Source organism: Cupriavidus yeoncheonensis (assembly GCF_905397275.1).
GTDB classification, from domain to species: Bacteria; Pseudomonadota; Gammaproteobacteria; order Burkholderiales; family Burkholderiaceae; genus Cupriavidus; species Cupriavidus yeoncheonensis.
In genome coordinates this window covers 204334-228760 of the sequence record NZ_CAJPUY010000011.1, presented here as the reverse complement: position 1 = coordinate 228760, position 24427 = coordinate 204334, and the positions used below count along the sequence as shown (strand labels likewise).

At 65.7% G+C, this 24427-nt stretch carries 23 protein-coding genes; 13 read left to right on the top strand and 10 right to left on the bottom strand.

All coding sequences use genetic code 11. The features are described 5' to 3' along the window. Window positions 1-139: 139 nt before the first annotated feature. Window positions 140-1438, top strand: a complete 1299-nt coding sequence (locus KHO22_RS17085; protein ID WP_211948357.1) for an MFS transporter — start codon at window positions 140-142, stop codon at window positions 1436-1438. 8 nt (window positions 1439-1446) lie between these two features. On the opposite strand, the gene KHO22_RS17080 is transcribed toward KHO22_RS17085, so the two are convergent. Together KHO22_RS17080 and KHO22_RS17075 are read right to left on the bottom strand one after the other, a co-directional pair. Continuing rightward, window positions 1447-2346 carry a GNAT family N-acetyltransferase gene (locus KHO22_RS17080; protein ID WP_211948336.1) on the bottom strand — a complete coding sequence of 300 codons (900 nt, stop codon included), beginning with the start codon at window positions 2344-2346 and terminating at the stop codon, window positions 1447-1449. Between the two features lie 168 nt (window positions 2347-2514). After that, window positions 2515-3516, bottom strand: a complete 1002-nt coding sequence (locus tag KHO22_RS17075) for an NAD(P)H-quinone oxidoreductase (protein WP_211948335.1) — start codon at window positions 3514-3516, stop codon at window positions 2515-2517. Window positions 3517-3703: 187 nt separating this feature from the next. On the opposite strand from KHO22_RS17075, the gene KHO22_RS17070 reads away from it, so the two are divergent. Beyond that, complete coding sequence (locus KHO22_RS17070) at window positions 3704-4570, top strand: LysR family transcriptional regulator (protein WP_211948334.1); 867 nt, start codon at window positions 3704-3706, stop codon at window positions 4568-4570. An 84-nt stretch (window positions 4571-4654) separates the two neighbouring features. Here KHO22_RS17070 and KHO22_RS17065 read toward each other — a convergent pair whose 3' ends face one another. Continuing rightward, the gene (locus KHO22_RS17065) at window positions 4655-4957 is read right to left on the bottom strand and encodes a hypothetical protein (protein ID WP_211948333.1); all 303 of its coding nucleotides are present in this window, start codon (window positions 4955-4957) and stop codon (window positions 4655-4657) included. 327 nt (window positions 4958-5284) lie between these two features. Between KHO22_RS17065 and KHO22_RS17060 the strand changes: the two genes are divergently transcribed. Beyond that, window positions 5285-6127 (top strand): GntR family transcriptional regulator, encoded by an 843-nt coding sequence (locus KHO22_RS17060; RefSeq protein WP_211948332.1) that lies wholly within the window; start codon window positions 5285-5287, stop codon window positions 6125-6127. Here KHO22_RS17060 and KHO22_RS17055 read toward each other — a convergent pair. Next, complete coding sequence (locus KHO22_RS17055; protein WP_211948331.1) at window positions 6108-7553, bottom strand: amidase family protein; 1446 nt, start codon at window positions 7551-7553, stop codon at window positions 6108-6110. The two genes, KHO22_RS17060 and KHO22_RS17055, sit on opposite strands and share 20 nt — an antisense overlap. Window positions 7554-7627: 74 nt before the next feature. After that, the gene (locus tag KHO22_RS17050) at window positions 7628-8677 is read right to left on the bottom strand and encodes a Bug family tripartite tricarboxylate transporter substrate binding protein (protein ID WP_230426906.1); all 1050 of its coding nucleotides are present in this window, start codon (window positions 8675-8677) and stop codon (window positions 7628-7630) included. Between the two features lie 172 nt (window positions 8678-8849). Here KHO22_RS17050 and KHO22_RS17045 point away from each other — a divergent pair, with 172 nt between their 5' ends. Further along, window positions 8850-9764, top strand: coding sequence for a LysR substrate-binding domain-containing protein (locus KHO22_RS17045; RefSeq protein ID WP_211948330.1), 915 nt, complete (start codon window positions 8850-8852; stop codon window positions 9762-9764). A 253-nt stretch (window positions 9765-10017) separates the two neighbouring features. Here the strand turns inward: KHO22_RS17045 and KHO22_RS17040 are convergent, their stop codons facing one another. Continuing rightward, a complete protein-coding gene (locus KHO22_RS17040; protein WP_211948329.1) occupies window positions 10018-10302 on the bottom strand; it encodes a septal ring lytic transglycosylase RlpA family protein in 285 nt (94 codons plus the stop codon). A gap of 392 nt (window positions 10303-10694) precedes the next feature. On the opposite strand from KHO22_RS17040, the gene KHO22_RS17035 reads away from it, so the two are divergent. Then, the gene (locus KHO22_RS17035; protein WP_211948328.1) at window positions 10695-11729 is read left to right on the top strand and encodes an AI-2E family transporter; all 1035 of its coding nucleotides are present in this window, start codon (window positions 10695-10697) and stop codon (window positions 11727-11729) included. A 40-nt stretch (window positions 11730-11769) separates the two neighbouring features. Here the strand turns inward: KHO22_RS17035 and KHO22_RS17030 are convergent, their stop codons facing one another. Beyond that, window positions 11770-12459: a FadR/GntR family transcriptional regulator gene (locus KHO22_RS17030; protein ID WP_211948327.1), complete on the bottom strand. Its 690-nt coding sequence runs from the start codon at window positions 12457-12459 to the stop codon at window positions 11770-11772. Between the two features lie 199 nt (window positions 12460-12658). Here KHO22_RS17030 and KHO22_RS17025 point away from each other — a divergent pair, with 199 nt between their 5' ends. From KHO22_RS17025 to KHO22_RS17005, 5 genes are all read left to right on the top strand, one after another. Continuing rightward, the gene (locus KHO22_RS17025) at window positions 12659-13435 is read left to right on the top strand and encodes a (Fe-S)-binding protein (protein ID WP_211948326.1); all 777 of its coding nucleotides are present in this window, start codon (window positions 12659-12661) and stop codon (window positions 13433-13435) included. Beyond that, window positions 13432-14139 (top strand): LutC/YkgG family protein, encoded by a 708-nt coding sequence (locus KHO22_RS17020; protein ID WP_211948325.1) that lies wholly within the window; start codon window positions 13432-13434, stop codon window positions 14137-14139. Before KHO22_RS17025 ends, KHO22_RS17020 begins: the two co-directional genes overlap by 4 nt. Beyond that, entirely contained in the window at window positions 14136-15581 is a 1446-nt protein-coding gene (locus tag KHO22_RS17015) for a LutB/LldF family L-lactate oxidation iron-sulfur protein (protein WP_211948324.1), read from the top strand. The genes KHO22_RS17020 and KHO22_RS17015 overlap by 4 nt, the downstream gene beginning before the upstream one ends. A gap of 125 nt (window positions 15582-15706) precedes the next feature. Then, window positions 15707-17428 carry a lactate permease LctP family transporter gene (locus KHO22_RS17010; RefSeq protein ID WP_211948323.1) on the top strand — a complete coding sequence of 574 codons (1722 nt, stop codon included), beginning with the start codon at window positions 15707-15709 and terminating at the stop codon, window positions 17426-17428. 158 nt (window positions 17429-17586) lie between these two features. Beyond that, window positions 17587-18324, top strand: coding sequence for an SDR family NAD(P)-dependent oxidoreductase (locus KHO22_RS17005; RefSeq protein WP_230426905.1), 738 nt, complete (start codon window positions 17587-17589; stop codon window positions 18322-18324). A gap of 140 nt (window positions 18325-18464) precedes the next feature. Here KHO22_RS17005 and KHO22_RS17000 read toward each other — a convergent pair whose 3' ends face one another. Next, entirely contained in the window at window positions 18465-19397 is a 933-nt protein-coding gene (locus tag KHO22_RS17000; RefSeq protein ID WP_211948321.1) for a LysR family transcriptional regulator, read from the bottom strand. On the opposite strand from KHO22_RS17000, the gene KHO22_RS16995 reads away from it, so the two are divergent. The 3 genes from KHO22_RS16995 to KHO22_RS16985 are packed head-to-tail and all read left to right on the top strand — an operon-like array spanning window position 19380 to window position 22116. Beyond that, window positions 19380-20069 (top strand): cysteine dioxygenase family protein, encoded by a 690-nt coding sequence (locus KHO22_RS16995; RefSeq protein ID WP_211948320.1) that lies wholly within the window; start codon window positions 19380-19382, stop codon window positions 20067-20069. The two genes, KHO22_RS17000 and KHO22_RS16995, sit on opposite strands and share 18 nt — an antisense overlap. A gap of 11 nt (window positions 20070-20080) precedes the next feature. After that, window positions 20081-21085 carry a uroporphyrinogen decarboxylase family protein gene (locus tag KHO22_RS16990; protein ID WP_211948319.1) on the top strand — a complete coding sequence of 335 codons (1005 nt, stop codon included), beginning with the start codon at window positions 20081-20083 and terminating at the stop codon, window positions 21083-21085. A gap of 50 nt (window positions 21086-21135) precedes the next feature. Further along, window positions 21136-22116: a Bug family tripartite tricarboxylate transporter substrate binding protein gene (locus tag KHO22_RS16985; RefSeq protein WP_211948318.1), complete on the top strand. Its 981-nt coding sequence runs from the start codon at window positions 21136-21138 to the stop codon at window positions 22114-22116. 73 nt (window positions 22117-22189) lie between these two features. Here KHO22_RS16985 and KHO22_RS16980 read toward each other — a convergent pair whose 3' ends face one another. Further along, a complete protein-coding gene (locus KHO22_RS16980) occupies window positions 22190-23320 on the bottom strand; it encodes a CaiB/BaiF CoA transferase family protein (protein ID WP_211948317.1) in 1131 nt (376 codons plus the stop codon). A gap of 14 nt (window positions 23321-23334) precedes the next feature. After that, a complete protein-coding gene (locus KHO22_RS16975; protein ID WP_211948316.1) occupies window positions 23335-24315 on the bottom strand; it encodes a Bug family tripartite tricarboxylate transporter substrate binding protein in 981 nt (326 codons plus the stop codon). Window positions 24316-24427: the final 112 nt, after the last annotated feature.

Sequence of the window (24427 nt, the reverse complement as noted above, 5' to 3'; positions counted from 1 at the left end):
CTTGACGCAGGTTGACCAGGGAGTCCATGTGTGGCTATTGTTGCCTGGTAGATCGGCCGAGCCAGCTTCCTGGCAGACCACTTGCTGGCAGACCACTCGCTGGCGCGCTCCACGCTGTATCGGTACTCAGGACATAGAAATGCTCGGAGATTCTGGTCGTAATGGTTCTGAAGGCAGCGACCGAACCCTGCAGTATTTCGGCTGGATGACCCTGTTCATCTATCTGGCAACGCCGGCCGGCGCGCTGGTGGATATTCAGACGTCGTACATACTCAAGAACCAGTTGCACGCGACGGCGACGCCGATCTCCGCATTCCGCTTGCTGACCGGCATACCCGTGTACATTGCGTTCGCTTTTGGCCTGGCGCGCGACCAATGGAACCCGATGGGACTGCGGGACCGCGGCTTCTTCCTGATGTTCGCGCCGGTCACCGCGGCGACATGCATCTGGATGGCGTTTTCAGGCTTCTCATATGCGAGGCTGCTTATCGGGATGCTGCTGGCCATGACGTCGTCCCGGTTTGTCGCCGCGGCCTATCAGGGCCTGATCGCCCTGGTGGGCCAGGAAAAGCTCATGTCGGGGCGCCTGAGCGCGCTGTGGAACGTGATCGGGTCCGTGCCCGTTGTGGCGGGAGCCTTCGCTTCCGGGTATGTATCCGATCATCTTGCCCCCACGGACGCCTTCTTTCTGGTCGCGGTGTTCAACCTGCTGATTGCCGCGCTGGCGCTGTGGAAACCGGCTTCCGTCTTCGGGCATCTCTACGAGAAGCCGCAGGCCAGAGGCACGGACTTTGTCGGAAATGTCAGGCGGCTGGTCCAACACAAGGCGGTCTATCCGGCGGTGCTCATCTGCTTCCTGTGGAATTTTGCGCCGGGATCCGCCACGCCACTGCAGTTCTACCTGACCAATGCGCTGCATGCCTCGGATTCGATTTACTCGTACTACAACGGCATCTTTGCCGCCGCATTCGTTCCGACCTTTCTGCTCTATGGATTCCTGTGCAAGAGGGTGTCGCTGAACAAGCTGCTGTGGTGGGGAACGATCATCGCGGTGCCACAGATGATTCCGCTGGCATTCATTCACTCGGCCGATCTCGCCCTTGTGTTGGCGGCGCCGATAGGACTGATGGGCGGCATCGCCACGGCGGCATACTTCGATCTCGCGATCCGGTCCTGCCCGCCGGGCTTGCAGGGCACCCTGATGATGCTGGTGGATGGCGTTCTCGCGCTCTCGGCGCGCGCCGGCGACCTGTTGGGCTCATGGATCTACAACAGCGACGCCACGCACGGCTTCACCTATTGCGTGATCGCGACGACCGTGGTGTATGCACTGATCCTGCCCCTGATTCCGCTGGCGCCCAAGGAATTGATTGCGACCAGGGATGGCGAATCCAGCCCGGAGATCGAGGGCGGAGTGGCTCAACCAGATTCGTTCTGAGGCCGGCCTTACATGAAGCCCGGGTTGCGCGGGAGATAGCGCGTCCAGTCGCCGCAGTCGTGCGTAGCCATCAGCACCATCGGAAGCGCGAATCGCATGCCCTGGCCGGCCGCGATCGCCAGTGCATCGCTCGTGCCGGGAACGAACACGGAGATCTGCCCGGCATCCCCCGCGACGGCCATCGCCAGCGCCGTGCGGAATGCGCCCGGCATCGCATGCGCGTGCATGACCGCCAGGGGACCTATGTGGCCCGTTGCGGCAACGTAGGCGTAGCCGACGCGCTCGCCTCCATCCTCGAGAAAGACGCCTTCCATGCCGGGAACGCCGAGCAGGTAGCGGTGATGCTTCTCTCGCGAGACGCCCAGGACCGCAATGTCGATCTGCCGCAGCATGTCGAGATCCAGGGCCGTGGTTCGGATGGGCGTCGTGCGAAGCGCTGACCCGTGCGCGCGACGCACCAGGGCATCACGCTCGGCGCTGCACAAATGGATAGGCACGCGCGGGAGCAAGCCGTGCCGCACATACAGTGCCTGGGACACGACGTTGAAGGCGAATGTGATCAGGCTCTTTTCTCTCGCGCCGGCCTGGCTGGCATGCTGCATGGTACGGTCCAGCAATGCATTGCCGATGCCCTGCCCCTGCCGGCCGGGTGCAACGAACAGTTCCGCCAGGAACCAGAGCCGGCCACAGACCCAGCTCAGGGCAAAGCCGACAATCTCGCCATCGTCATCGGCCAGCCACACGCCGCGCGGATCGTCCCGGAGGCAGAACGCCTGGAAATCCGCAGACCGCGACGTGGCGATCGGCCCGAAGCCGTGGCGCACGGTCAGGTCGTTGATGCTGCGGGCTACCAGTTCTTCAGCGCGTGCCAGTTCGTCAGCGCTTGCAGGTCGGAAAACGAGCGGCATGGGCACCTCCAGCATGACAACCACTGGAGGTATAGCAGAAGGGCACGGCAGGGCCAAGCGCGCTGGCAAGGGCCGCGCCGCGTCGGTTTCTCGCCGAAGGCGGCGCACCGCCTTTGCGCAGTCACGAGCGACGCCGCACCGTGCTCCCGGGGCAGGACTGGAAAACGGCTATGACGCGGTGCGCGCCGCCCGGGTCGTCAGCACAATCTTGCCGATGTGCGTGCCCGAATCCATTAGCGCATGCGCGCCGCGCGCATCGTCGAGATCGAACGTCCGATACATGACGGGCTTGACCGCACCGCGCCGGATGTGCGGGAACACCGCTCGTTCGAGATCCTCGATCAACGCCGCCTTTTCCTCGTGCGTGCGCGAGCGCAGCGTCGAGCCGATGTGCGTGAGGCGCTTCGCCAGCATCGGGAACAAGTCGAGTGACTGCGCCGGTCCCTTGATCACACCGATCTGGACAATGCGGCCGTCCATCGCGGCCGCTGCGTAATTCCGCGCGACGTAATCGCCGGCAATGATATCGACCACCACATCGACGCCGCGCCCGCCCGTCGCGCGCGTTACCGCCTCGACGAAATCTTCGTTGCGGTAATCCACCGCGACGTCGGCGCCAAGCGCAATGCTCGCGTCGCGCTGCGCATCGGAGCCGACTGTCGTGATGATCTTTGATGCGCCAAACGCCTTGGCGAGCATCGTCGCGGTGGTGCCGATTCCGGATGCGCCGCCGTGGATCAGCACGCTATCGCCTGCCGAGAACTTGCCGCGCTGGAACAGGTTCAGCCATACCGTCAGAAACGTCTCCGGCAGCGCGGCCGCCTCGACCATCGAGAGACCTTCCGGGATCGCCAGCGTGTTGCTCTCGTGCGCGACCGCGTATTCCGCGTAGCCGCCGCCCGGGACCAGTGCGCAGACCGGATCGCCGACCGCGAACCGGGTCACGTCGCGCCCGACGGACACGATCTCGCCCGCGACTTCGAGTCCGGGGATGTCCGACGCACCCGGCGGCGGATCATACAACCCTCTGCGCTGCATGACATCGGGGCCGTTCACGCCGGCAGCGTGAATGCGGATCAGTACTTCGCCGGCCGCCGGCGTGGGAACGGGCCGCTGCACCGGCGCCAGGACATCAGGGCCGCCTGGCTGCGTGATCTCGATTGCGGCCATCGCCACGGGAATGGTATGCGTTGCGTGTGTCACGACTTCATCCTTTCAAAAAGCCGGATGCACTGCGGATTCGAACAACTTGCCTGACCGGTGCATCGGTTGAACAAAGTGTAGGGAAGCCGCCGATCCTTGACACGCAGCGAATTCCCGATCGTATGATGCAAATCTGCATCACGCAGGAGGCCATATGAACTGGGACGACGCGCGCATCTTCGTTGCGCTCTATCGGGAAGGGACCTTGCGGGCCGCTGCACGCGCGCTCGACATCGACCAGGCGACGGTAGGCCGCAGGCTTGCCGTGCTCGAGCACGCGCTCGGGTCGACGCTGTTCCTGCGCACCTCGAATGGCTATGCGCTCACGCAGGTCGGCAAGCTCGCGATCCGCGCCGCCGAGGCGATGGAGCAGTCGGCGCACGATCTGGTGCGCCACACGCAAGGCATGGACAAGCGCCTCGCCGGCGAAGTGAAGCTCTCGACGACGGACGCACTTGCGCAGGAATACGTGGTGCCGGCGATCGAGCGCCTGCATGCCAAGCACCCGGACGTATCGGTGGTGCTCGATACGACGACACATGTCCTCAATCTCGCGAAGCGTGAAGCCGACATCGCTGTGCGAACGGTCAAGCCGCGCAATCCGGACCTGCTTGCCCGTCGCCTTGCGAGCTGGGAAGTGGGGCTGTTTGCCTCGTCAGCCTATGTGCGGCGCCATGGCGAGCCGGTAGCAGGGGAGCGCTTTTCGGGGCACGATCTTGTCGTCTATCAGCCGCATTTCGCCAAGGCACGCGCGCCGTCGTTCGTCGGAGAACCACTGACGGACGGCCGCATCGTCGCAAGGTTCAACACGAACCTGACGCTGCGCGCGGCGCTCAAGGCCGGGCTCGGCGTCAGCGAGCTGCCGGTGCCGATGGGCGAACGCGATGGCCTCGTGCGGATCTGGCCAGAGCGCTCCAACGACGTGTCATATGAGATCTGGCTCGTCACGCATCGGGATCTGCGGCACACCGCGCGCATCCGCGTGACGATCGACGAGATCGTCCTTGCGTTCGGTCGATAGCAACGAAGGCGCGGCTCGTGACGACAGCCATTGCCACCATGAAAAGACGCTCTGTTTCCCGGCAGAGCGTCGCGATCATCAGACTCAGGAGGCCGCCGACTGCACAAGGTCCTCGACGCCGGGCTGCTCCTTCGTCCGGCTGTGACCGGTTTTGCTGGCGCAGCTCTCCGGAACACCGGCACTTGGCGTTACGCCTTGACTGCGGAGGTGCGCTGCGACCGTCTCGCACCATTCGAGCAACTGGTGCTTGTCGAGATCCGCGACGACGTCTTCACCGAAGAGATTTGAAAGCTCGAGCGCGACCCCCGAGAATTCGGCGCCATCGTCTCGAATGGTCAATACGCCGTCGCCATCGTGGTCGCACATCTCGATTCTTGTGGATGACATAGTCGTTACCTCCTGAGGCTCCGCAGCCGTCACTTGATTCGTAACCGTCATGTCAGGCGCACCTGCCTTGTCGGTCGAATGGCCAGCGTCTCTATGCTAGAAGATCGGCTTCCCTGCCCCAAGGGGATATACACGGCACAGGGGCTCACGGTCAGGCGACCTGGCGATCGCCGGCATGTGACGCCGGCATGAGACGGACAGCAAGCATTTTGCTCCGACGACACAGCGTTAAGTGTCCTACCTCACGCGCGCCACAACGCGTACTTGGATACCTCGCCGACTATCGACTAGCTTGAAAATCTCGGGCCGCTTCGATGGGGATTCAGAATGAAGAGGGTCATAGAGCGCCTGGCCGCGATGGTGATCGTTGGCTTCGCCGTGAGCCTTGCCGCAGTCACGAATGCGCGGGCCTCCGACATCGTCTGTAAATCGCCCGCCGGGGGATCCCCGGTTCACTGCGATGACTCGCAGGGCGCCGGAATGCGATGCTCACTCGACACCGACGGCTCACGCGCGCGCACACACCAGCGGCACCTGATCTGCGAGTCCGCCACGCTGTCGGCGCGCTACGAGCGCATCTACGCCGAGCAGCAGAGGATGTTGCGCAAGGGCACCATCCAGGACGCGGACGTTGCGGCCTGGCGTGTCCGGCGTGATGCCTGCGACTCGGCACGCTGCCTGGAAAGCATGTTCTCCAGGTTCTGGCGGGACCGGGATGCGATGCGGAATGCGCCGGGCCGGCCAGTCCCCCGGCCCCCCGCCGCTGCGGCGATGTCGGATTCGGCCAGTCCCGGGCCGGCTTCGGCTGCTGCGCCGACAAAGCACGCGCAAGAAGCGCCGACGTCGGCTGAGCCGCATGCCGCGCAGGTCAGACCACTACCCAACGAATCCGCCCGGCCGACCGCAACCCCCTCTCAAGCACCGGCTGCCCCCGCCGTTGCGAAGCACATCGACAGCAGCCCGGGCAAGCGCCATTCGGCCGCGCTTGCTGTGGAGAGCCTGTTGTCCGGGCTTGCCGTCCTGGGCATGGGCGCGGGATTCCTCTGGACGCGCCGTGCCGCTCGCGCAAAGGATGGGCCGCCTTCTGCCATCCCGCCGGCCATGACGATCGCCTATGGCCTGCTCCTTGTGAATGCGCTGCTGCTGCCGTTCACGCTTGGATTGAAGTAAGCGCGCTGGCCCGCATCTCAGCCAGCCCGGACCAGCCTGCGCGCCGTTCGATGGCCTCGCCGGCTGCCAGGCAAAGCGCCTCCTGAAAGCGCCCCGCCACCAGTTGCACACCCATCGGCGTACTGCCTGCCATGCCGGTGGGCACCGACAAACCCGGCAGGCCGAGCATGGCCGGCGCCAGCAGCGGGCTTTGCGCGTCCAGGATTTCGCGCATGGCGGCATCGCCCTGCTGGTCCGCGTCGACCGCGAACGGGCGCTGCCATGAGACCGGCATCAGCAGCAGCGGATACTGCGCAAGGAAGAGCTGCCAGTCGCGCAGCAGATTGGAGCGCAGGGCCAGCGCGTCCATATAGCCCACGAGGTCGAGATCCGGGGCCAGCCGGTACATGCTGCCGAAGGCGCGGCGGATCGCGTCATCGCCGTCGGTCTCTACGGCTTGCCGAACGCTGGCCCTGGTCTCGTTCATGGTGAGTGCCAGCCACAGCTCCGCCGCCTCGGTGAAGCGCGGCGGAGCGACTTCCTCGACCGTATAGCCGGCCTGTTCCAGCCATCGTGCCGCCTGCGCGACCGCCGCGACGACCCCGGGGTCTGCGCGATAGCCCGGCAGCGAGGTGCATACGGCCACTCTGGTACCAGCCTTGGAGGCATTGGCCGGCTGCGCAGCATCCAGCGGCACGGGCGTCCACCATGGATCCCTGGCATCGGCCGTGGACATCGCCGCCAGCGCGAGGTGCAGGTCCGCCACGCTGCGGGCGAGCGGCCCCTGCACCGAGGTCATGTGCATGCCGATGGTGCGTTCCCGCGACTGGGACGGGTTGAACGCCGGCACCCGACCGAAGCTCGGCCGCAGGCCTGCCACGCCGCAGGCATAGGCGGGATAGCGGATCGATCCGCCCTGGTCGTTGCCATGCGCCAGCGGGCCGATGCCGGCTGCGACCGCTGCCGCCGCGCCACCGCTGGAGCCGCCGGGGGTACGCGTGGCGTCGTAGGGATTGAGCGTACGGCCGTGCGGGGCGTTGTCGGTGAACCAGCGCATCGAGAACGCCGGCGTATTGTTGCGGCCGATGATGATGGCGCCCGCCTTGCGCAGGTTGGCGACCACCGGGCTGTCGACGGTGGCCACGGTGTCGCGGTATGCCGTCACGCCATTGGTCGTGGCGTGCCCCGCCTGGTCCACGTTCACCTTGATCGTCATGGGCACGCCGTGCAGCGGACCCACCGGCTCGCCGCGTGCCAGCATGGCATCGGCCTCGGCCGCGGCGTGCAGGGCCTCGTCGGCCAGCACCTCGGCCACCGCGTTGAGACGCGGGTTGACGTCGTCCAGCCGGGCCAGGCAGCTTGCCGCCGCCTCGCGGCACGAGATTTCGCGGGCGGCGATATGCCGCGCGAGATCGACGGCGCTCAGGCGCCACAGTTCGTTGCTCATGGATGGTCCGTTTTGGTTGTAGATACGAAGGAATCGATGACGTGCACGCCTGCACCGCGTCGCGGCAAGCGCGCTCAATCGGCCTTGATGCCGGCGCGCCTGACGGTGGCGCCCCAGCGCGGCACCTCGCTGCGGATCAGGCTGGTGAAGGCCTCGGGCGTGGAGGGCATGGCCTCGATCGACAGCGCGGCATTCGCCTTGACCACGGCGGGATCCGCCAGGGCCTTGTTGAGCGCGGCGTTGAGCTTGCGGATGACGGGCACGGGCGTGCCCGCGGGCGCCACCAGCCCGCCCCAGGCCACCACGTCGATACCCCTGATGCCGCTTTCCTCCATGGTGGGCACATCCGGCAGCACCGGCACGCGCTGCGGGCTGGTCACGGCCAGCGCCTTGATCTGCTTGCCGGCAATGAACTGCTGGATGCCCGAGACGTTGTCGAACATCACATCGACCTGGCCGTTGACCATGTCGCCCAGCGCCTGCGCGCCGCTCTTGTAGGGCACGTGCAGCATCCTGATGCCGGTGCTGCCCTGCACCAGTTCACCCGCCAGGTGAGCGCCCGAGCCGATGCCCAGCGACCCCATCACCACCTTGCCGGGGTGCTGCTTCGCGTAGGCGACCAGCTCGGCCAGGTTGTTGGCCGGCAGGTCCTTGCGCGCCACCAGCACGTAGGCGTTGCCAATGGCCAGGCCGATCGGCGCGAGATCCTTTTCCGGATCGTAGGGCAGCCGGGTGTAGAAGGAGCGGTTGACCGCCAGCGTGACCATATTGCCGTAGCCGATGGTGTAGCCGTCGGCAGCGGACGTGGCCACCAGCTGGGTCCCGACGATGCCGCCGGCGCTGGGCCGGTTGTCGATCACCACCGGCTTGCCCAGTTCGCGGCCCATCGCCTCGGCGATCGGGCGCAGCGCCACATCCACGCCCGCGCCGGCCGCATAGGGCACCACCATCCTGAGCGGCCGCTCCGGCCACTCGGCCCGGGCCAGCAGCGGCGCGATGCAAAGTGCCGACATCGCCAGGGCAACCATCGCCCGCACGGCGACGCGGCCGGCGACCGCTGCTGGCGGCCCTCCGGTACCCGCCGGTGCGGCCAGTCGTTCTGTCGGGGTGCGCTCTCTCTCCATGTGTCTCCTCGCTGTTCTCTGTGCATTGGCATGGGGTTCACGACAAGGCTACGCAGATAGAATGAAAGCCAAAAGACGCCGAATTCTTGAGGGTGACAACTACGAGTTGTCGTCAGATCGCCAGCAAGCGCAAGACACGCCGGCTCACAGACCGGGAAGCGAGGGAGACAACGTGAAGGACCATCACCTGAAGGCGTGGCTGAGCCTGGTGGACACCGGAAGCATCCGCGGCGCGGCGCGAAGCCTGCACCTGAGCCAGGCCGCCATTACCAAGGCCATCCGCGAACTGGAACAGGACCTGGATGCGCCGCTGGTCGTGCGCAGTTCGCGCGGCGTGACGCTGACAGAATGCGGCCGGCAGCTCACCCTGCGGGCGCGGCTGGCGCAGGCGCAGCTTGCGCTGGCACGGCAGGACATCCGCCAGCTGCAGGGCGGCAAGCAGGCGCACGTATCGGTAGCGGTCACGCCGATGGTCTTCCTGAGCCTGCTGCCCGACGTGATCCGCGCCTTCCGCCAGCGCATGCCGCTGGCCGAGCTCACGCTGGAAGAAGGCATGATGCCGCTGGTGCTGCCCGCGCTGCGCGACGGCACCGTCGACTTCGCCGTCGCCGGGCCGGGACCGCAGGCCATCGGCAGCGAGTTCGTCTTCGAACCGCTGCAGACGCTGGAGATCATGGTCGCCTGCCGCCGCGGCCACCCGCTCGAACACGCGACCGAATGGGAACAACTGCTCGATTGCGAATGGCTGATGCACCTGTCGCCGGGCAGTCACCACACCTATATGCTCGACCAGTTGCGGGAGGCTGGTATTCCCGTGCCGGCACGGATCATCAAGGCCAATACCTTTGGTGTGAGCTGGAACCTGATGACACGCAGCGACACGCTGTTATCGTGCCCGGCTGGGCTGCTTGGGGTGGAACCGTATGCGCAGCAGGTTAGTCGTGTGCCATTGCGGATGCCGTTGCCGGCGATCACGCTGGGGATTCTGACGCTGCGCGATACGCCGCTGTCGCTGGCGGCGGAGACGATGGCGGAGTTGTTCAGGAGGGAGATTGCGGTGAATGGAAAAAAGTTGGCGGCGGGATGAGTCGTCGAGCGAACCGTCGCGCTCCAGGCGACGTTCAGAGTATGCAAAGCTGCCATGTAGCTGACCGCGGCCTTCGGATCACTGACTGATCGTCATCCACCGGTCTCCAGATGTAGAACCCGAACTGTTGCTGCAAATCGGCAATGACAGCGTTTGGCAATGCGGGAAACAGTTGATTCGTTGCCGTTTCAGCCTCAAGCGCATAGCCGGAAGCGATAATTCCGGAAGCCAGCCTGGATGCCGTGGCGTGCGATCAACGTTCAATCTGCACGCGCATCGACCGCGCGTCTGGCAAACCCAGGGCTTCCGCCGCAGCATAAGAGAGATCGATAATCCGGCCTTTGACGTATGGTCCGCGATCGTTGATGCGAACGACAACCGACTTTCCGGTTGCCAACGATCTGACGCGCACATGGCTGCCGAGCGGCAAGGTTCGATGGGCGGCAGTCAAGGCGCCGCTATCGTAGCGTTCTCCGTTTGCGGTCAGATGCCCCTGGAACGTTGCCGAATACCATGACGCCTCGCCCGACTGCAACATCTCGTGCTCGTGCCGAGGGCGACAGGAATCAGCACCGCACGCAGCATGCCTGGACGGAATCTGTCCGCAAGCCGTGAACAAAGCGCAAATTCCCAGGATTCCCGAATAGCGAAGTGATAGCACCATAGACCACCCGTCAGTTATCGAGACGTGGTTCTAACGCTCCCCAAGAGTTCGCGTTGGCGGCGTGGCCGGGTTACGTGACACTTTGACAATATTTTAGGTGACAAGCGACGCCCCGGAAGGCCAGAAGCAGCCGCCCATGTTTTCATCGACCAAGGATCGGGGTGCTTGCCTAGTCTCACTCCAGCCCCGAGAATCAACCTTCAGCGCTGCCGCCAGCACCCTCGTGTAACCAGGCTGCCGCGGCAACCCCTACGCCGGAGAGTTAGATGGATCACCAACCCCCGCCTCCCACCCCCCGCCTGCTCCCCGCAGCCTGGTTCACCGTGGTCGGCGCCTCTTACCTCCTCACGGCCCTGGCGCTGTGGACGGTGCTGCAGGCCAACCTTGTCGCCGCCCTGCTCTCCGGCCTGCTGCTGTACTCGCTGGTCGACGTCCTGGCCCCGCGCCTGAAGCGCCTGAACCAGCGGCACGACGCCCTGGCGGTAGCCATCCTGTCCATCGTGATCCTGGTGGCGCTGTCGCTCGGGATCTGGGCACTGGTGCGCTTCGTCAGTGGCGAGGGCACGCTGGACGCCCTGCTGGACCGTGTCGCCGACATCATCGACCAGTCCCGCGGCCAGTTGCCCGACTGGGTCAGCGGCGCGCTGCCAAGTACCGTCGAGGAACTGGCCAACACCATGATCCACTGGCTGCGCGAACACGCGCAGATGGCGCAGAAGCTGGGGGCCGAGGTCCTGCGCACGCTGCTGCATATCATCATCGGCATGATCATCGGCGCGATGGTGGCACTCTACCGCGCGGTGTCGCGCCCCAACCGCCGGCCGCTGGCGACGGCGCTGGTGTCGCGGGCCCGGGCGCTGCAGGTGGCGTTTGCGCAGTTCATCTTCGCCCAGATCCAGATCTCGACCATCAATACGATGCTGACGGCGATCTACCTGCTGGTGGTGCTGCCGTTGTTCGGTGTCCACCTGCCGCTGTCGAAGACGCTGGTGGTCATTACCTTCGTGGTCGGGCTGCTGCCGGTGCTGGGCAACCTGATTTCGAACACGGCCATCGTGGTGGCGTCACTGTCGGTGTCGCTGCCGATTGCGGTGGCGTCGCTGTTCTACCTGGTGGTGATCCACAAGTTCGAGTATTTCCTGAACGCCCGCATCATCGGCGCGCGCATCCAGGCGGCCGCGTGGGAACTGCTGATCGTGATGCTGCTGATGGAAACGCTGTACGGCATTCCGGGCGTGATTGCGGGCCCGATCTTCTACGCATACCTGAAGCGCGAGCTGACCATCGGCGGGCTGGTGTGATGCGCGGCGGGGCCGCGTGGCCCCGCACACGCTGGCAGGACTAATCCACGCCCTTGTCCGCCCCGCCCCCGCTCTCCACCCACGAGCGCACAAAATCGATATGCGTCTGCATGGCCGTGCGCGCCTCTTCCGGGCGGCGTGCGCAGATGGCGTCGCACACCGTGCGATGCTGCAGCAGCAGGAGCGCGGACGTGGCCTCGCCCTGTTCGCGCAGGCCGGTGCCGCTGATGGTGATGTGTTCGCGCAGCATGCTGATGACGCTGGTATGCAGGTGCAGGAACATGGTGTTGTGCGAGGCCTGCGCGATGGCATCGTGCAGGCGGGCGTCGGCCTCGGCTTCGGCCTGCTTGTCGTCAACCAGGCGGGCACGTTCAAGTTCAGCCATCAGGCCGCGGATGCGCGCGCGGTCTTCATCGTCGCCGCGCAGCGCGGCGAAGTAGGCGGTGGCGCCTTCCAGCACGCGGCGGAATTCCAGGATGTCGTCGCGCAGCGCCGGATGGTCGGCCACCAACTGGCCCCAGGGCGAGGCGATGCCTGAGCGCAGCTGGTCGGTCACGTAGACGCCCGCGCCGCGCCGGCTTTGCAGCAGCCCGCGTGCCGCCAGGCGCTGGATCGCCTCGCGCACGGTGTTGCGCGCGACGTCGTATTGCTCGGCCAGTACGCGCTCGGCCGGCAGCCGCGCGCCGGCGGGCCAGGTGCCATCGAGCAATGCAGTTTCGATGCGCCGCATCACTGCTTCGACGCGCCCACGACCGCGCCCGTGCGATTGCGTCCCCGTTGCCATCCCTTTTTTTCCTTGCTGACGTTCCCAGACCGCTGGCCATGGGCCATGTGATGTCCGCGTGAATTGGTCCAACCAATTTGTACTGTAGCGCGGAAGCGGGAATTATGCGCCCGAACGTGCGATTTCAGCGCGTATGGAGCGAGACATGAAGGACAGGCAATACCCCACCGCTGCCCCCACGCAGGTCTATCTGTTTGCGACCTGCCTGGTCGACCTGTTCGTGCCCCAGGCCGGCCTTGATGCCGTGCGGCTGCTGGAGCGGGAAGGGCTGACCGTTCACTTCCCGCGCGCACAGAGCTGCTGCGGGCAACCCGCCTACAGCAGCGGCAATCCGGACCAGGCCCGTGACGTGGCACGCGCGCAGCTCGACCTGTTCAGCGAGCCGTGGCCGGTCATTGTCCCGTCCGGCTCCTGCGCCGGCATGATGCGGCACCACTGGCCGCAGTTGTTTGCCGATGATCCCGTGGCCGGTCCCAAGGCGCGCGCGCTGGCCGAACGCATCTACGAACTCACCGAATTCCTTCTGCACGTGCTCAAGGCCGACTTCAGCCAGGCGCTGCCGGGCGGCCAGGCGGAGCGAATCGTGCTGCATACCTCGTGCGGCGCGCGTCGAGAAATGGGTACGCGCGCCCATGGCGTGGCGATGGTCGATGCCTTGCCCGGCGTAACGCGCGTGGAGCACGAGCGCGAATCCGAGTGCTGCGGCTTTGGCGGCACGTTCTCGCTCAAGCATCCGGATATCTCCGGCGCGATGGTGCGCGACAAGGTCGCATCGGCCTGCGCCACGGGCTGCAACCGGCTGGTATCGGCCGATTGCGGCTGCCTGCTCAATATCGGCCACACGGCCGCGCATGACGGCGCGCCGCTGGAGGTCGAACACCTCGCCAGTTTCCTGTGGCGCCGTACCGGAGGTGCAGCATGACCGCACTCACGGCACGCGAACGCATGCTGGGCCGGCTGCGTGCCGCGGCACCGGCAACCCGTGCCACGACCACGGCGGAGATCGATGGCCGTATCGACGCGCACTACGCCGGACGCGCACCCGTTGCCAACGGGTTCGAGGAGCGCGTCGCATCGATGCAGGCCGCGCTGGAGGCCTCGCACGCCCAGGTCTGGCGCACCACCGCTTCAGCATGGCCCGCGCTGCTCGCGGACCAGCTCGCGCTGGCCGGTGTGCGGCGCCTGCTGCTGGACCCGTCGCAAGCGGCCGGCGCGGCGTTGAAGCAGGCCTTGCCGGCGCAGGTCGAAGCCTTCGGCTATGACCGCCCGATCGAGCAATGGAAGGCCGAACTGTTCGACACGGTCGATGCCGGCTTCACGGTCGCGCGCTCCGGCATTGCCGCCACCGGCACGCTGATCCTGGCGCCCGACGCGGGCTCGCCGCGCACGGTATCGCTGGTGCCGCCGCTGCATGTGGCGCTGGTGCATGCCTCCACGCTGCATGCGGACCTGCACACGGCCGCGCGCGCCGAACGCTGGCGCGATGGCATGCCCACCAACCTGGTGATGGTGTCGGGCCCGTCCAAGACTTCCGATATCCAGCAAACCCTGGCCTACGGCGCGCATGGTCCGCGCCAGCTCTGGGTGCTGATCGTCGATGACAGCAACGCAGGGAGCCAGGCATGAGCGAAAGCACGCTGCACTTCGTCCCGTCGCAGGACTTCAAGGCGCGCGCCCGCGAGGCGCTGGACGACCCCAAGCTGCGCAAGAGCTTTCGCGGCGCGATGGATTTCCTGCAGGGCAAGCGCCTGGCGCAGTTCCCGGATGCCGATGAGCTGGAACAGCTGCGCGACCTGGGCGAGGCGATCCGCCAGCACGCGCTGGCCCACCTGCCCGACCTGCTGGTGCAGCTCGAAAGCAAGCTGACCGCGGCCGGCGTGCAGGTGCACTGGGCCGAGACCGCCGACGAGGCCAACGCGATCATCCATCGCATTGCCGAATCGAAGCAGGCGAAGCGCGTGATCAAGGGCAAGTCGATGGCCAGCGAGGAAATCGAGCTGAACCATTACCTGGCCGAGCGCGGCGTGGACTGCATCGAGTCGGACATGGGCGAGTACATCGTCCAGCTCGCCGGCGAGAAGCCGTCGCACATCGTCATGCCGGCGATCCACAAGACCAAGGGCGATATCGCCGCGCTGTTCGAGCGGCACATCCCCGACACGCCCTATACCGAGGACGTGGACGCGCTGATCCAGACCGGCCGCCGCGCCTTGCGCCAGGCCTTCGTCGAGGCGGATATCGGCCTGTCCGGCGTGAACTTCGCGGCGGCGGATACGGGCACGCTGTGGCTGGTGGAGAACGAGGGCAACGGGCGCCTGTCGACCACGGTGCCGGACGTGCATATCGCCATCATGGGCATGGAGAAGGTGGTGGCGCGGCTGGAACATATCGTGCCGCTGTCGAGCCTGCTGACGCGCTCGGCCACGGGCCAGGCCATCACGACCTACTTCAACCTGATCTCCGGCCCGCGCCGCGAAAGCGAGCGCGATGGCCCGCGCGAAGTGCACCTGGTGCTGCTCGACAACGGCCGCACGCAGGCCTATGCCGACGCGCAATTGCGCGCGACGCTGCAGTGCATCCGCTGCGGGGCGTGCATGAACCATTGCCCGGTCTATACGCGCATTGGCGGCCATGCGTATGGCACGACGTATCCGGGACCGATCGGGAAGATCATCTCGCCCCATCTGCTGGGGCTGGAGGCGACTGCCGACCTGCCCACCGCATCGAGCCTGTGCGGCGCATGCGGTGAGGTCTGCCCGGTGCGCATCCCGATTCCGCAACTGCTGGTGCGCCTGCGTACGGAAGCCAACCGCGACCCGGAGGAGCAGGTCGCGCATCCGCTGCGTGGCCAGGGCGCCAAGTTCAGCCGCGGCGAGCATCTGATCTGGCGCTTCTGGAGCGGGGCGTTCTCGCATCCGAAGGCTTATCGCATGTTCCGGTGGGCGGCTACGCGCTTGCGTGCGCTGACGCCGGCGAGGCAGATGGGATGGACGCAGCATCGGAAGCCTCTGACGCCCGCGGCGCGGAGTTTGTCGGATCTGTTGAAAGAAAAGGGGCAGCCGGAGTAGGAGACCGGCTGACCATCTCCCCTCTCCCGCAAGCGGGAGAGGAAAAACACCGTCGCGACAGGCGGATCGGCCAGGCGCCGAACAATAAATATCTACTGAAACTCCAATCAAGCAGGAGACCGAGCATGCAACCCTGGACCCAAATCTATACGCCGCTGGGCAGCCTCTGGCTGTCCGCCCTGGCGGCAGCCATTCCCATCCTTTTCTTCTTCGTGGCCCTGGCGTTGTTCCGCCTGAAGGGCCATGTGGCCGCGGCGGTGACGCTGCTGCTCTCGCTGGGCGTGGCGATCTTCGCGTATGGCATGCCGGCGCAGCAGGCGCTGGCGGCGGCGGGCTTCGGCTTTGCCTATGGCCTGTGGCCGATTGCGTGGATCATCGTGACCGCGGTGTTCCTGTACAAGATCGTGGTCAAGACCGGACAGTTCGACGTGATCCGCGCGTCGGTGCTGTCGATCACCGATGACCAGCGGCTGCAGATGCTGCTGATCGGCTTTGCCTTCGGCGCATTCCTGGAAGGCGCGGCCGGCTTCGGCGCACCGGTGGCCATTACCGCCGCGCTGCTGGTGGGGCTGGGCTTCAATCCGCTCTATGCCGCAGGCCTCTGCCTGATCGCCAACACCGCGCCGGTGGCCTTCGGTGCGATGGGTATTCCCATCATCGTGGCCGGGCAGGTAACGGGCATCGACGCGATGCACATCGGCGCGATGGCGGGCCGCCAGCTTCCGCTGCTGTCGCTGATGGTGCCGTTCTGGCTGGTGTTCATGATGGACGGCGCCAAGGGCGTGCGCGAAACGTGGCCGGCCGCGCTGGTGACGGGTGCCAGCTTTGCCGTGACGCAGTACTTCACGTCGAACCATATCGGGCCCGAGCTGCCGGACATTACCTCGGCGCTGGTCAGCCTGGTGTCGCTGGCTGCGTTCCTGAAGGTGTGGAAGCCACGCAGCGCCTCGCAGCGCGCGGGCGGCAATGTGGGCGGCGGCACCATGGCGATGTCGGCGTTCGGCGGCGGCGGCTTCAGCAACGGCGTGCAGAACGGCGGGCAAAACGGCGGCAAGCGCAAGTCCCCGTACACCGCTGCGCAGACGATCCGCGCGTGGGCGCCGTTCGGCATCCTGACGGCCATCGTCACGGTGTGGAGCCTGCAGCCGTTCAAGGCGCTGTTCGCGGGCAACGGTACGCTGGCCGGCACGGTGCTGAAGTTCAAGGTGCCGGGGCTGGACCAGCTGGTCGTCAAGGCCGCGCCGATCGTGGCCTCGCCCAAGCCGTATGAAGCCGTGCTCAAGCTCGACCTGCTGTCTGCCGTCGGCACCGCCATTCTGCTGACCGCGCTGATCTCGGCCGTGCTGCTGCGCATGAAGCCGCGCGACCTGGTGTCGACCTTCGGTGAAACGCTGGTGGAACTGCGCCGCCCGATCCTGTCGATCGGCCTGGTGCTGGCGTTTGCGTTCGTAGCCAACTACTCGGGCATGTCGTCCACGCTGGCACTGCTGCTTGCGGGTACAGGCGCGGCCTTCCCGTTCTTCTCGCCGTTCCTGGGCTGGCTGGGCGTGTTCCTGACGGGCTCGGACACGTCGTCGAACGCGCTGTTCTGCTCGCTGCAGAACACCACGGCGCACCAGATCGGTGTGTCGGACACGCTGCTGGTCGCGGCCAACACCACGGGTGGCGTGACGGCCAAGATGATCTCGCCGCAATCGATCGCGGTGGCCTGCGCGGCGACCGGGCTGGTGGGCAAGGAGTCAGAGCTGTTCCGCTTCACCGTCAAGCACAGCCTGCTGTTCGCGGTGATCATCGGCATCATCACCGTGGTGCAGGCCTATGTGCTGCCCGGGATGATCCCGGGCTAAGCCGCTCCGGCCGCAGGCGGGTTTCGTCGTATCCGACGATGCCCGCCGGCAAGGCGGCCTCTTAGCATGATCTGATCCGCCCGCAGACAAGGGCCGGGCTCATCCATCCTCAAAGGAGACAGATCATGCCTTTCACCCCATTCGACCTCACCGGCAAGGTGGCGCTGATAACCGGCGGTAACGGCGGCATCGGCCTCGGCATGGCCGAGGGCCTGGCCCAGGCCGGTGCCGATGTCGCGATCTGGGGTACCAACGCGCAGAAGAATGCCGCCGCCGCCGAGCGGCTGGCCCCGTATGGGCGCAAGGTCCATACCGCCATCTGCGATGTCGGCAATGAATCTTCCGTCGCCGCGGCCATGGATGGCACGCTCGCCGCGCTGGGCCGCCTCGACGGCTGTTTCGCCAATGCCGGGGTCTCGGCGCGCGATACGCGGTTCGAAGAAATGGGTACGGAGGACTGGCATCGCGTGCTGCGGGTCAACCTGGATGGGGCGTTTTTTACGCTGCGCGCGGCGGCCCGGCAGTTGCTGGCGCAGGGAAATGGCGGTGTGCTGGTTGGCACCGCCTCTGTGGCCGCCATCGAGGGCGCGGCGCGCAACGAGCATTACGCGGCCACCAAGGGCGGGCTGATTTCGATGATGCGCGGGCTTTCGGTGGAATATGCGCGGCACGGCATTCGCGCGCACTCGGTGCTGCCGGGGTGGATCAAGACGGAAATGACCGCCAATGCGCAGGCGAATACGACCTTTCAGGAAATGGTCGGAAAGCGCGTGCCGATGCGGCGCTGGGGCGAGGGTTCCGACTTCGCGGGTATCGCGGTGTATCTGATGAGTTCGGCTTCGGGGTATCACACGGGGGATACGTTTGTGATTGACGGAGGGTATACGTTGTTTTGATGGCTTTCGTGCCTGGCGGGTGCGGCTGTTTCGCCGGCGCAGCCGGCGACCTCTCGCATCATCGCCTACTGCTGCGCTGCGCGCGGCTCAGTCATCCGGGTGTTCCGGCCGTAGCCCGAACGACCGCGTGGCGACAATGCCTAGCGCTGTGAATTCACAACTTCGATGCTCACATCGCCGCTTTGCCGAAGCACGTCCACAAGAGCGGTCACATAGTTCCTTGATCCAAGGACATCCCGTCGCACACAAAGGCTGAGCGTCCGCCTGGCCCAGGCGTCGCTCAGTGCCACGACACGCAGGCCTTCCACATTGATCGCCGCCAGGGCTGAGCGCGGGACGATCGCCACGCCCACTCCCGACCGCACCATCGATGCCACCGCGGCGAAGCCGGCTACCTGGATCCTTACGTCGACGCGCCTGCCTTGCTCGCTCGCCTTGCTGAGCAGGAAGGAATGAATGGCGGAGCCGTTCTGCTGGCTGACAAAGGGGAAGGCCAGGCAGTCGAGGAACGCGACCGGCGCTTTCTTTTTCCACGACTGGGATTCGGCCAGGAGCAGGACGATCTCGTCTTCGTGGTACGGGTAGTAGACCAGGTCTGGATGTGGCTCGTCCCTTGTCAGGATTCCGATATCCGCGCGCCCTTCAACCACGGCGACCAGTACGTCCCGGCTGAGGTGCTCCTCCAGCGTGATTCTCGCCTTGGGATGGGACTGCAGGAAGCCCTGCAGGTCGCCCGGCAGGAACGATGCTATGGCGCTGCTGTTGGCGTAGAGGACAAGCTGGGCATGCACGTCTTCCGAGAACGGCGTCAGGCTGGCCTGCATCTGCTCGATTTCCGTCAGGCAGCGTCGGCAGTGGTCGACCATGATCTGGCCCGCCCGGGTCAGGGAAACGCCGCGCGCTTCGCGCCGGAACAGCCGTGTTCCGACGATCTGCTCCAGATGCTTGATGCGCAGGCTCGCGCTCGACGGCGCAAGGAAGCAAGCCGAGCCGCCCTTCGACATGTTGCCCGCGTCCGCCACGGCGACGAGAAGCCTCAGATCCATGATGCTGCAATGCATCAGCTTTTGCATTTCTCAAACCCTGGTGTTGGAACAACTCGTTTGTCAGTACCGCACGATTACGCGAAAGTTCGCCAAAGTTCGGACAGCCACCATTCTGTTCGAGCCTTTGAGAAACGCAAATACGGGAAGAGATGTATGACGAGAATCATCGAAGAGCCCACATCGCGAATCGCCAGCCTCGCCAGCGCTATCGACTCACTGCTGGCTTCCGAAGCGTGTTTTGATCCTCGCGTCATCCAGCGGATGATTCGCGACGCGTTCCCGGACGGCAACTGGCTGCCCCGGCCGATGTGCCAGCCCGGCGACGAAGGCTATGCGCGCCATGTCCTGCACAGCGATGCGGCGGACCGCTACACCATCGTCGCGCTGGTCTGGACGCAGGGACAGCACAGCCCTGTCCATGCGCATCACACGTGGTGCGCGCTCTGCGTCGTCGAAGGGGAACTGCTGGAGGAATTCTTCGCGTACGACCCCGATGGCGCGGCAGCAGTCCCTGCCGGCAGCGCTTGCCGGCAGGTCGGCGAGGGCAGCAGCGGTACGGCTGGCCTCCATCTGATTCATCGCGTCGGAAACGCACGGCCCGGCACCGCCATTTCCGTGCACATCTATGGCGTCGCGACTTCAGAGATGTCCAGCGGCATCAATCACGTGCTGCCCGTCGTCGAGACGGCGGCCGCATAAGGAGGCGCGACATGAACACCATGAACCATTGGCGGCGCCTTGAGGCAACCTTGCGCGGAGAGTTTGCCGACAGAGTGCCGGTCGCACTCTGGCGCCATTTTCCCGTGGACGACATGGATGCGGGCAAGCTGACGCGCCTGACCCTGGAGTGGCAACAGAAGTGGCAGTTCGACCTGCTCAAGTTCATGCCGCCCGGTACGTATGGCGTGGAGGACTGGGGCGCGAAGACCGCCTATGCGGGCGCCGCCAATGGCGCACGGATCGTGACCGAGCCTGTCGTCAGGAGGACCGAGGACTGGGAAAGGATTCGCCCGATAGATCCGCGACTCGGGGCTTACGGGCAACAGAACTTCGCGCTCGCGCAGACAGCGCGGAATCTCGGGGGCGCGGTACCCATCCTGCAGACTGTTTTCAGTCCGCTCACCACGGCGCGCAAGCTCGCAACCGAGCGATTGTTTGCCGACATCAGGTGCCATCCGGAAGCCGTCGATGCAGCGCTGCGCGTCATCACCGATGTCACCATCGGCTTCTGCCTTGAAGCGATACGCGCGGGCGCGCACGGGATTTTCTTCGCTACGCAGCTGGCATCGCACCGCCTGCTGACGACCGCCGAGTATGAACGGTTCGGGAAGAAATACGATCTGGAGATCCTTGATGCCATTCGCGGCCAGTGCCGCGCGAACATGCTGCATGCCCATGGCGACGACATCATGTTCAATCTGCTGTCGGACTACCCCGTCGAGTTGTTCAACTGGCATGACCGGCTGACGGACCCCGACCTGAGGCGTGCCAGGCGGCATTTCCCCGGCGTGCTTGTCGGCGGACTGAATGAACACCATACGCTGCTGCACGGGGGACGAGGCGCCATCACCCATGAAGTCCAGGATGCCTGTGCCCAGACAGGTGGCCGGAAACTCATTATCGGACCGGGCTGCGTGCTGCCGGTAGCGACGTCCGATGCCTCCATTCAAGCGGTACTGGATGCCGCGCAGCTTGCTGAAGCCCAGGCGGCATAAGCGTTCGACGCATCGCCGCCGGTATCGCCAGGTTATCTACGGAGAATGAAATGCTGAAGCATCTCATCAGGATTGGCGCTGTAGCAGCCGTACTCTCTGCCAGTCACACCAGCATCGCCGAAACATGGCCGGAGCCGTCCAGGCCGATCATGCTGATCGTCCCCGCTCCGGGCGGGAGCGGGACCGGCGACACGATTGCGCGAGTCCTCGCGCAGCGCCTCAAGAAGGAGCTGAATACGTCGGTGATCGTGGACAACCGCGGCGGCGCCAACGGCAATATCGGTGCCGGCGCGGCGGCTTCGGCGGCCCCGAACGGATACACCTTCCTGCTGTCATGGGCCGGCACGCTGGCGGTCAATCCAAGCCTGTACCGGAATCTTCCGTTCAACCCGCAGACAAGCTTCGAACCCGTGGCCCTGATTGCGGACGTACCGAATATTCTGGTGGTGAACAGCAGCCTGCCGGTGAAGTCGCTGCAGGACTTCATTGCCTATGCCAGATCACACAAGGGGGAACTGAACTATGGCAGCTCCGGCAACGGGAGTTCCATGCATCTTGCGGGCGAGCTGTTCGATCGCGAGACCGGGGCGGAGATGACGCATGTCCCGTACAGTGCGCCGGGTACCGCCACCACCAACCTGCTGGCCAATGACATCCAGGCCATGTTCCAGCTGGTTCCCGGCATCGTCGGCCAGGTGAAGGCCAACAAGGTCAGGGCACTGGCCATCATGTCCACCAGGCGATCGCCAGCGCTGCCAGACGTACCGACCACGGCCGAGCTTGGCTTTCCTTCGTTGCAGTCGTCCACCTGGTTCGCGGTCCTGGCGCCGAAAGGAACGCCGAACGACATCGTCCGCAGGATGAATGTCGCGATCAACAACGTAGTGGCCGATCCGGAAATCGTGAAGGTCTTTACGGAGATGGGTGCCAGCCCGCTGGGAGGCAGCCCGGAGCGGGTGGCGTCCGTACTGTCCGCGGATCTGGTCAAGTGGCGCGCGGTCGTGAAGCGCGGCAATATCCAGATGCAGTGAACTGGTGCTTGGATTGAATTGGGGGGTGCCATCCACGCGATCCATGCAGTCGTGGACGGCCCCCGGAACCGTTTCAATCTTCCTTCGGCAGGAACTGGTCCCCTTCCGTCAGCGGCGTAAACCGATATGTCGCGGGCGTCCGGCTCAGCTTGACCGGCGCGCCCAATCCGCGATAGCCGCCGTCCATCTCCACCACCATCTCGCGATGCACGGTATGCGGATGCTGCAAGGCATCCGGCACCGACAGCACCGGCGCGCACGGCACGCCCGCGGCGACGAGCGTATCGGCCAGGACCTTGCCATCCATCTCGCGCATCCGCGCTTCGAGCTCGGCCTTCAGGGCGACGCGATTGACCGACCGCGCCCCGGCGGTGGCATAGCGCTCGTCATCGGCCAATGCAGGCACCTGCAAGTATTCGCAGAGAATGCGGAATTGCCGGTCATTGCCTACGGCAAGGAAGATCGGATCCGTGCCCGTGGCAACCGTGTCGTACGGATAGATATTCGGATGGGCATTCCCGGTCCGCACCGGCGTCTTGCCATTCATGAACCAGTTCGCCGCATGCGGATGCAGCAGCGACAGGCCGGAATCATACAGTGCCGCTTCGACGAACTGCCCGCGCCCGCTGCGTTCGCGCTCCTGCAGCGCCAGCAGCACGCCCAGCGCTGCATTCATGCCCGTCACCATGTCGACGACCGGCAGCCCGACGCGCAAGGCATCGCCATCCGCCTCGCCGTTGATGCTCATGAGCCCGGCCATGGCCTGCACGGCGGCGTCATAGCCAGGCAGGCCACCGAGCGGACCGTCCGCACCAAAGCCCGAGACTCGGCAATGCACCAGCCGCGGGAAGCGCGCCGACAGCGTGTCGAAGCCGAGCCCCCACTTCTCCATGGTGCCGGTCTTGAAGTTCTCGACGAGCACGTCCGCGTCTTCGAGCAGCGCGAGCAGCACGCTGCGGTCAGCCTCGGTCGTGAGGTCCAGCTTCATCACGCGCTTGTTGCGGTTCAGCCCGAAGTAGTACGACGCCACGCCGTCCTTGAAGGGGGGGCCCCAGGTGCGCGTGTCGTCGCCCTGCGGCGGTTCGATCTTCAGCACGTCGGCGCCGTGATCCCCGAGGATCTGGCCGCAGTACGGGCCGCCCAGGATGCGCGACAGGTCGACCACGCGGATGCCGGCCAGCGCGCCCGTCTTGGATTGCGTCATGACATCGCTCCTTGTCAGTCGAGTTGCGCGCCGGACTTCTGCACGACGGTGCGCCACTTGCCGACCTCGGACTTCACGAAGCCACCGAGCTGCTCGGGCGTGGTGGACGGTGCGAACTCCAGGCCCTGCGCCTGCAGCGTCTTGCGCACGTCAGGCTTCTGCAGGGCTTCGGCGAAGGCATGGTTCAGCCTGGCGATGACCGGCGCGGGCGTGCCGGCCGGGACGACGACGCCGAAGAACACCGATACGTCGAAGCCGGCCACGCCCTGCTCGGCGACCGTCGGCACGTCGGGCAGCGCCTGCGAGCGCGCCTTGGTGGTCACGCCCAGCGCGCGCACCTTGCCGCTTTTGATGAACGGCAGCGCGGTCAGCACGTCGGTGAAGGTCATGCTGACCTGCCCGCCCAGCAGGTCATTGAGCGCGGGGCCGGTGCCCTTGTACGGCACGTGCTGGAAGTCGGTGCCGGCCAGGTTGTTGAACAGCACGCCGGCCAGGTGCGACGACGCGCCATTGCCCGACGAGGCATAGCTCAGCTTGCCCGGATGCGCCTTGCCATAGGCAATCAGCTCGCCGACGTTCCTGGCCGGCACGCCCGGGTTGACCACCAGCACGTTCGGAAGCTGGCCGATCTGGATCACGGGCGCGAAGCTCTTGACCGGGTCGTAGTTGATCTTGCGGTAGAGGCTCACGTTGATGGCGAGCGGCGCCGAGGTGCCGAACATCAGCGTGTAGCCGTCCGGTTCGGCACGCGCCACGGCTTCGGCGCCGATATTGCCGCCGGCGCCGGCGCGGTTCTCGACCACCACGGGCTGGCCCAGGCTGGTCTTGAGGGCCGCGGCCAGGGTACGCGCCATGGCATCGGTGGGGCCGCCCGGCGGGTAGGTCACCACCATCATGATCGGCTTGGAGGGGTAGTCCTTCTGCGCGAAGGCGGGGGTGGCGCTGACGCACAGCGTGGAGGCGGCGATGGCCGCGATGCGGTGCCAGAGTTGCATGGCTTGTCTCCTGGTATGAGTCGTCTCGCATTGCCCTCGGGGATGTCGGGCGATGCGATGGACGGCACCGGGGTTCGGTGCCGTCGGGGGCTAGGTGTTTTTGGTAATTCAG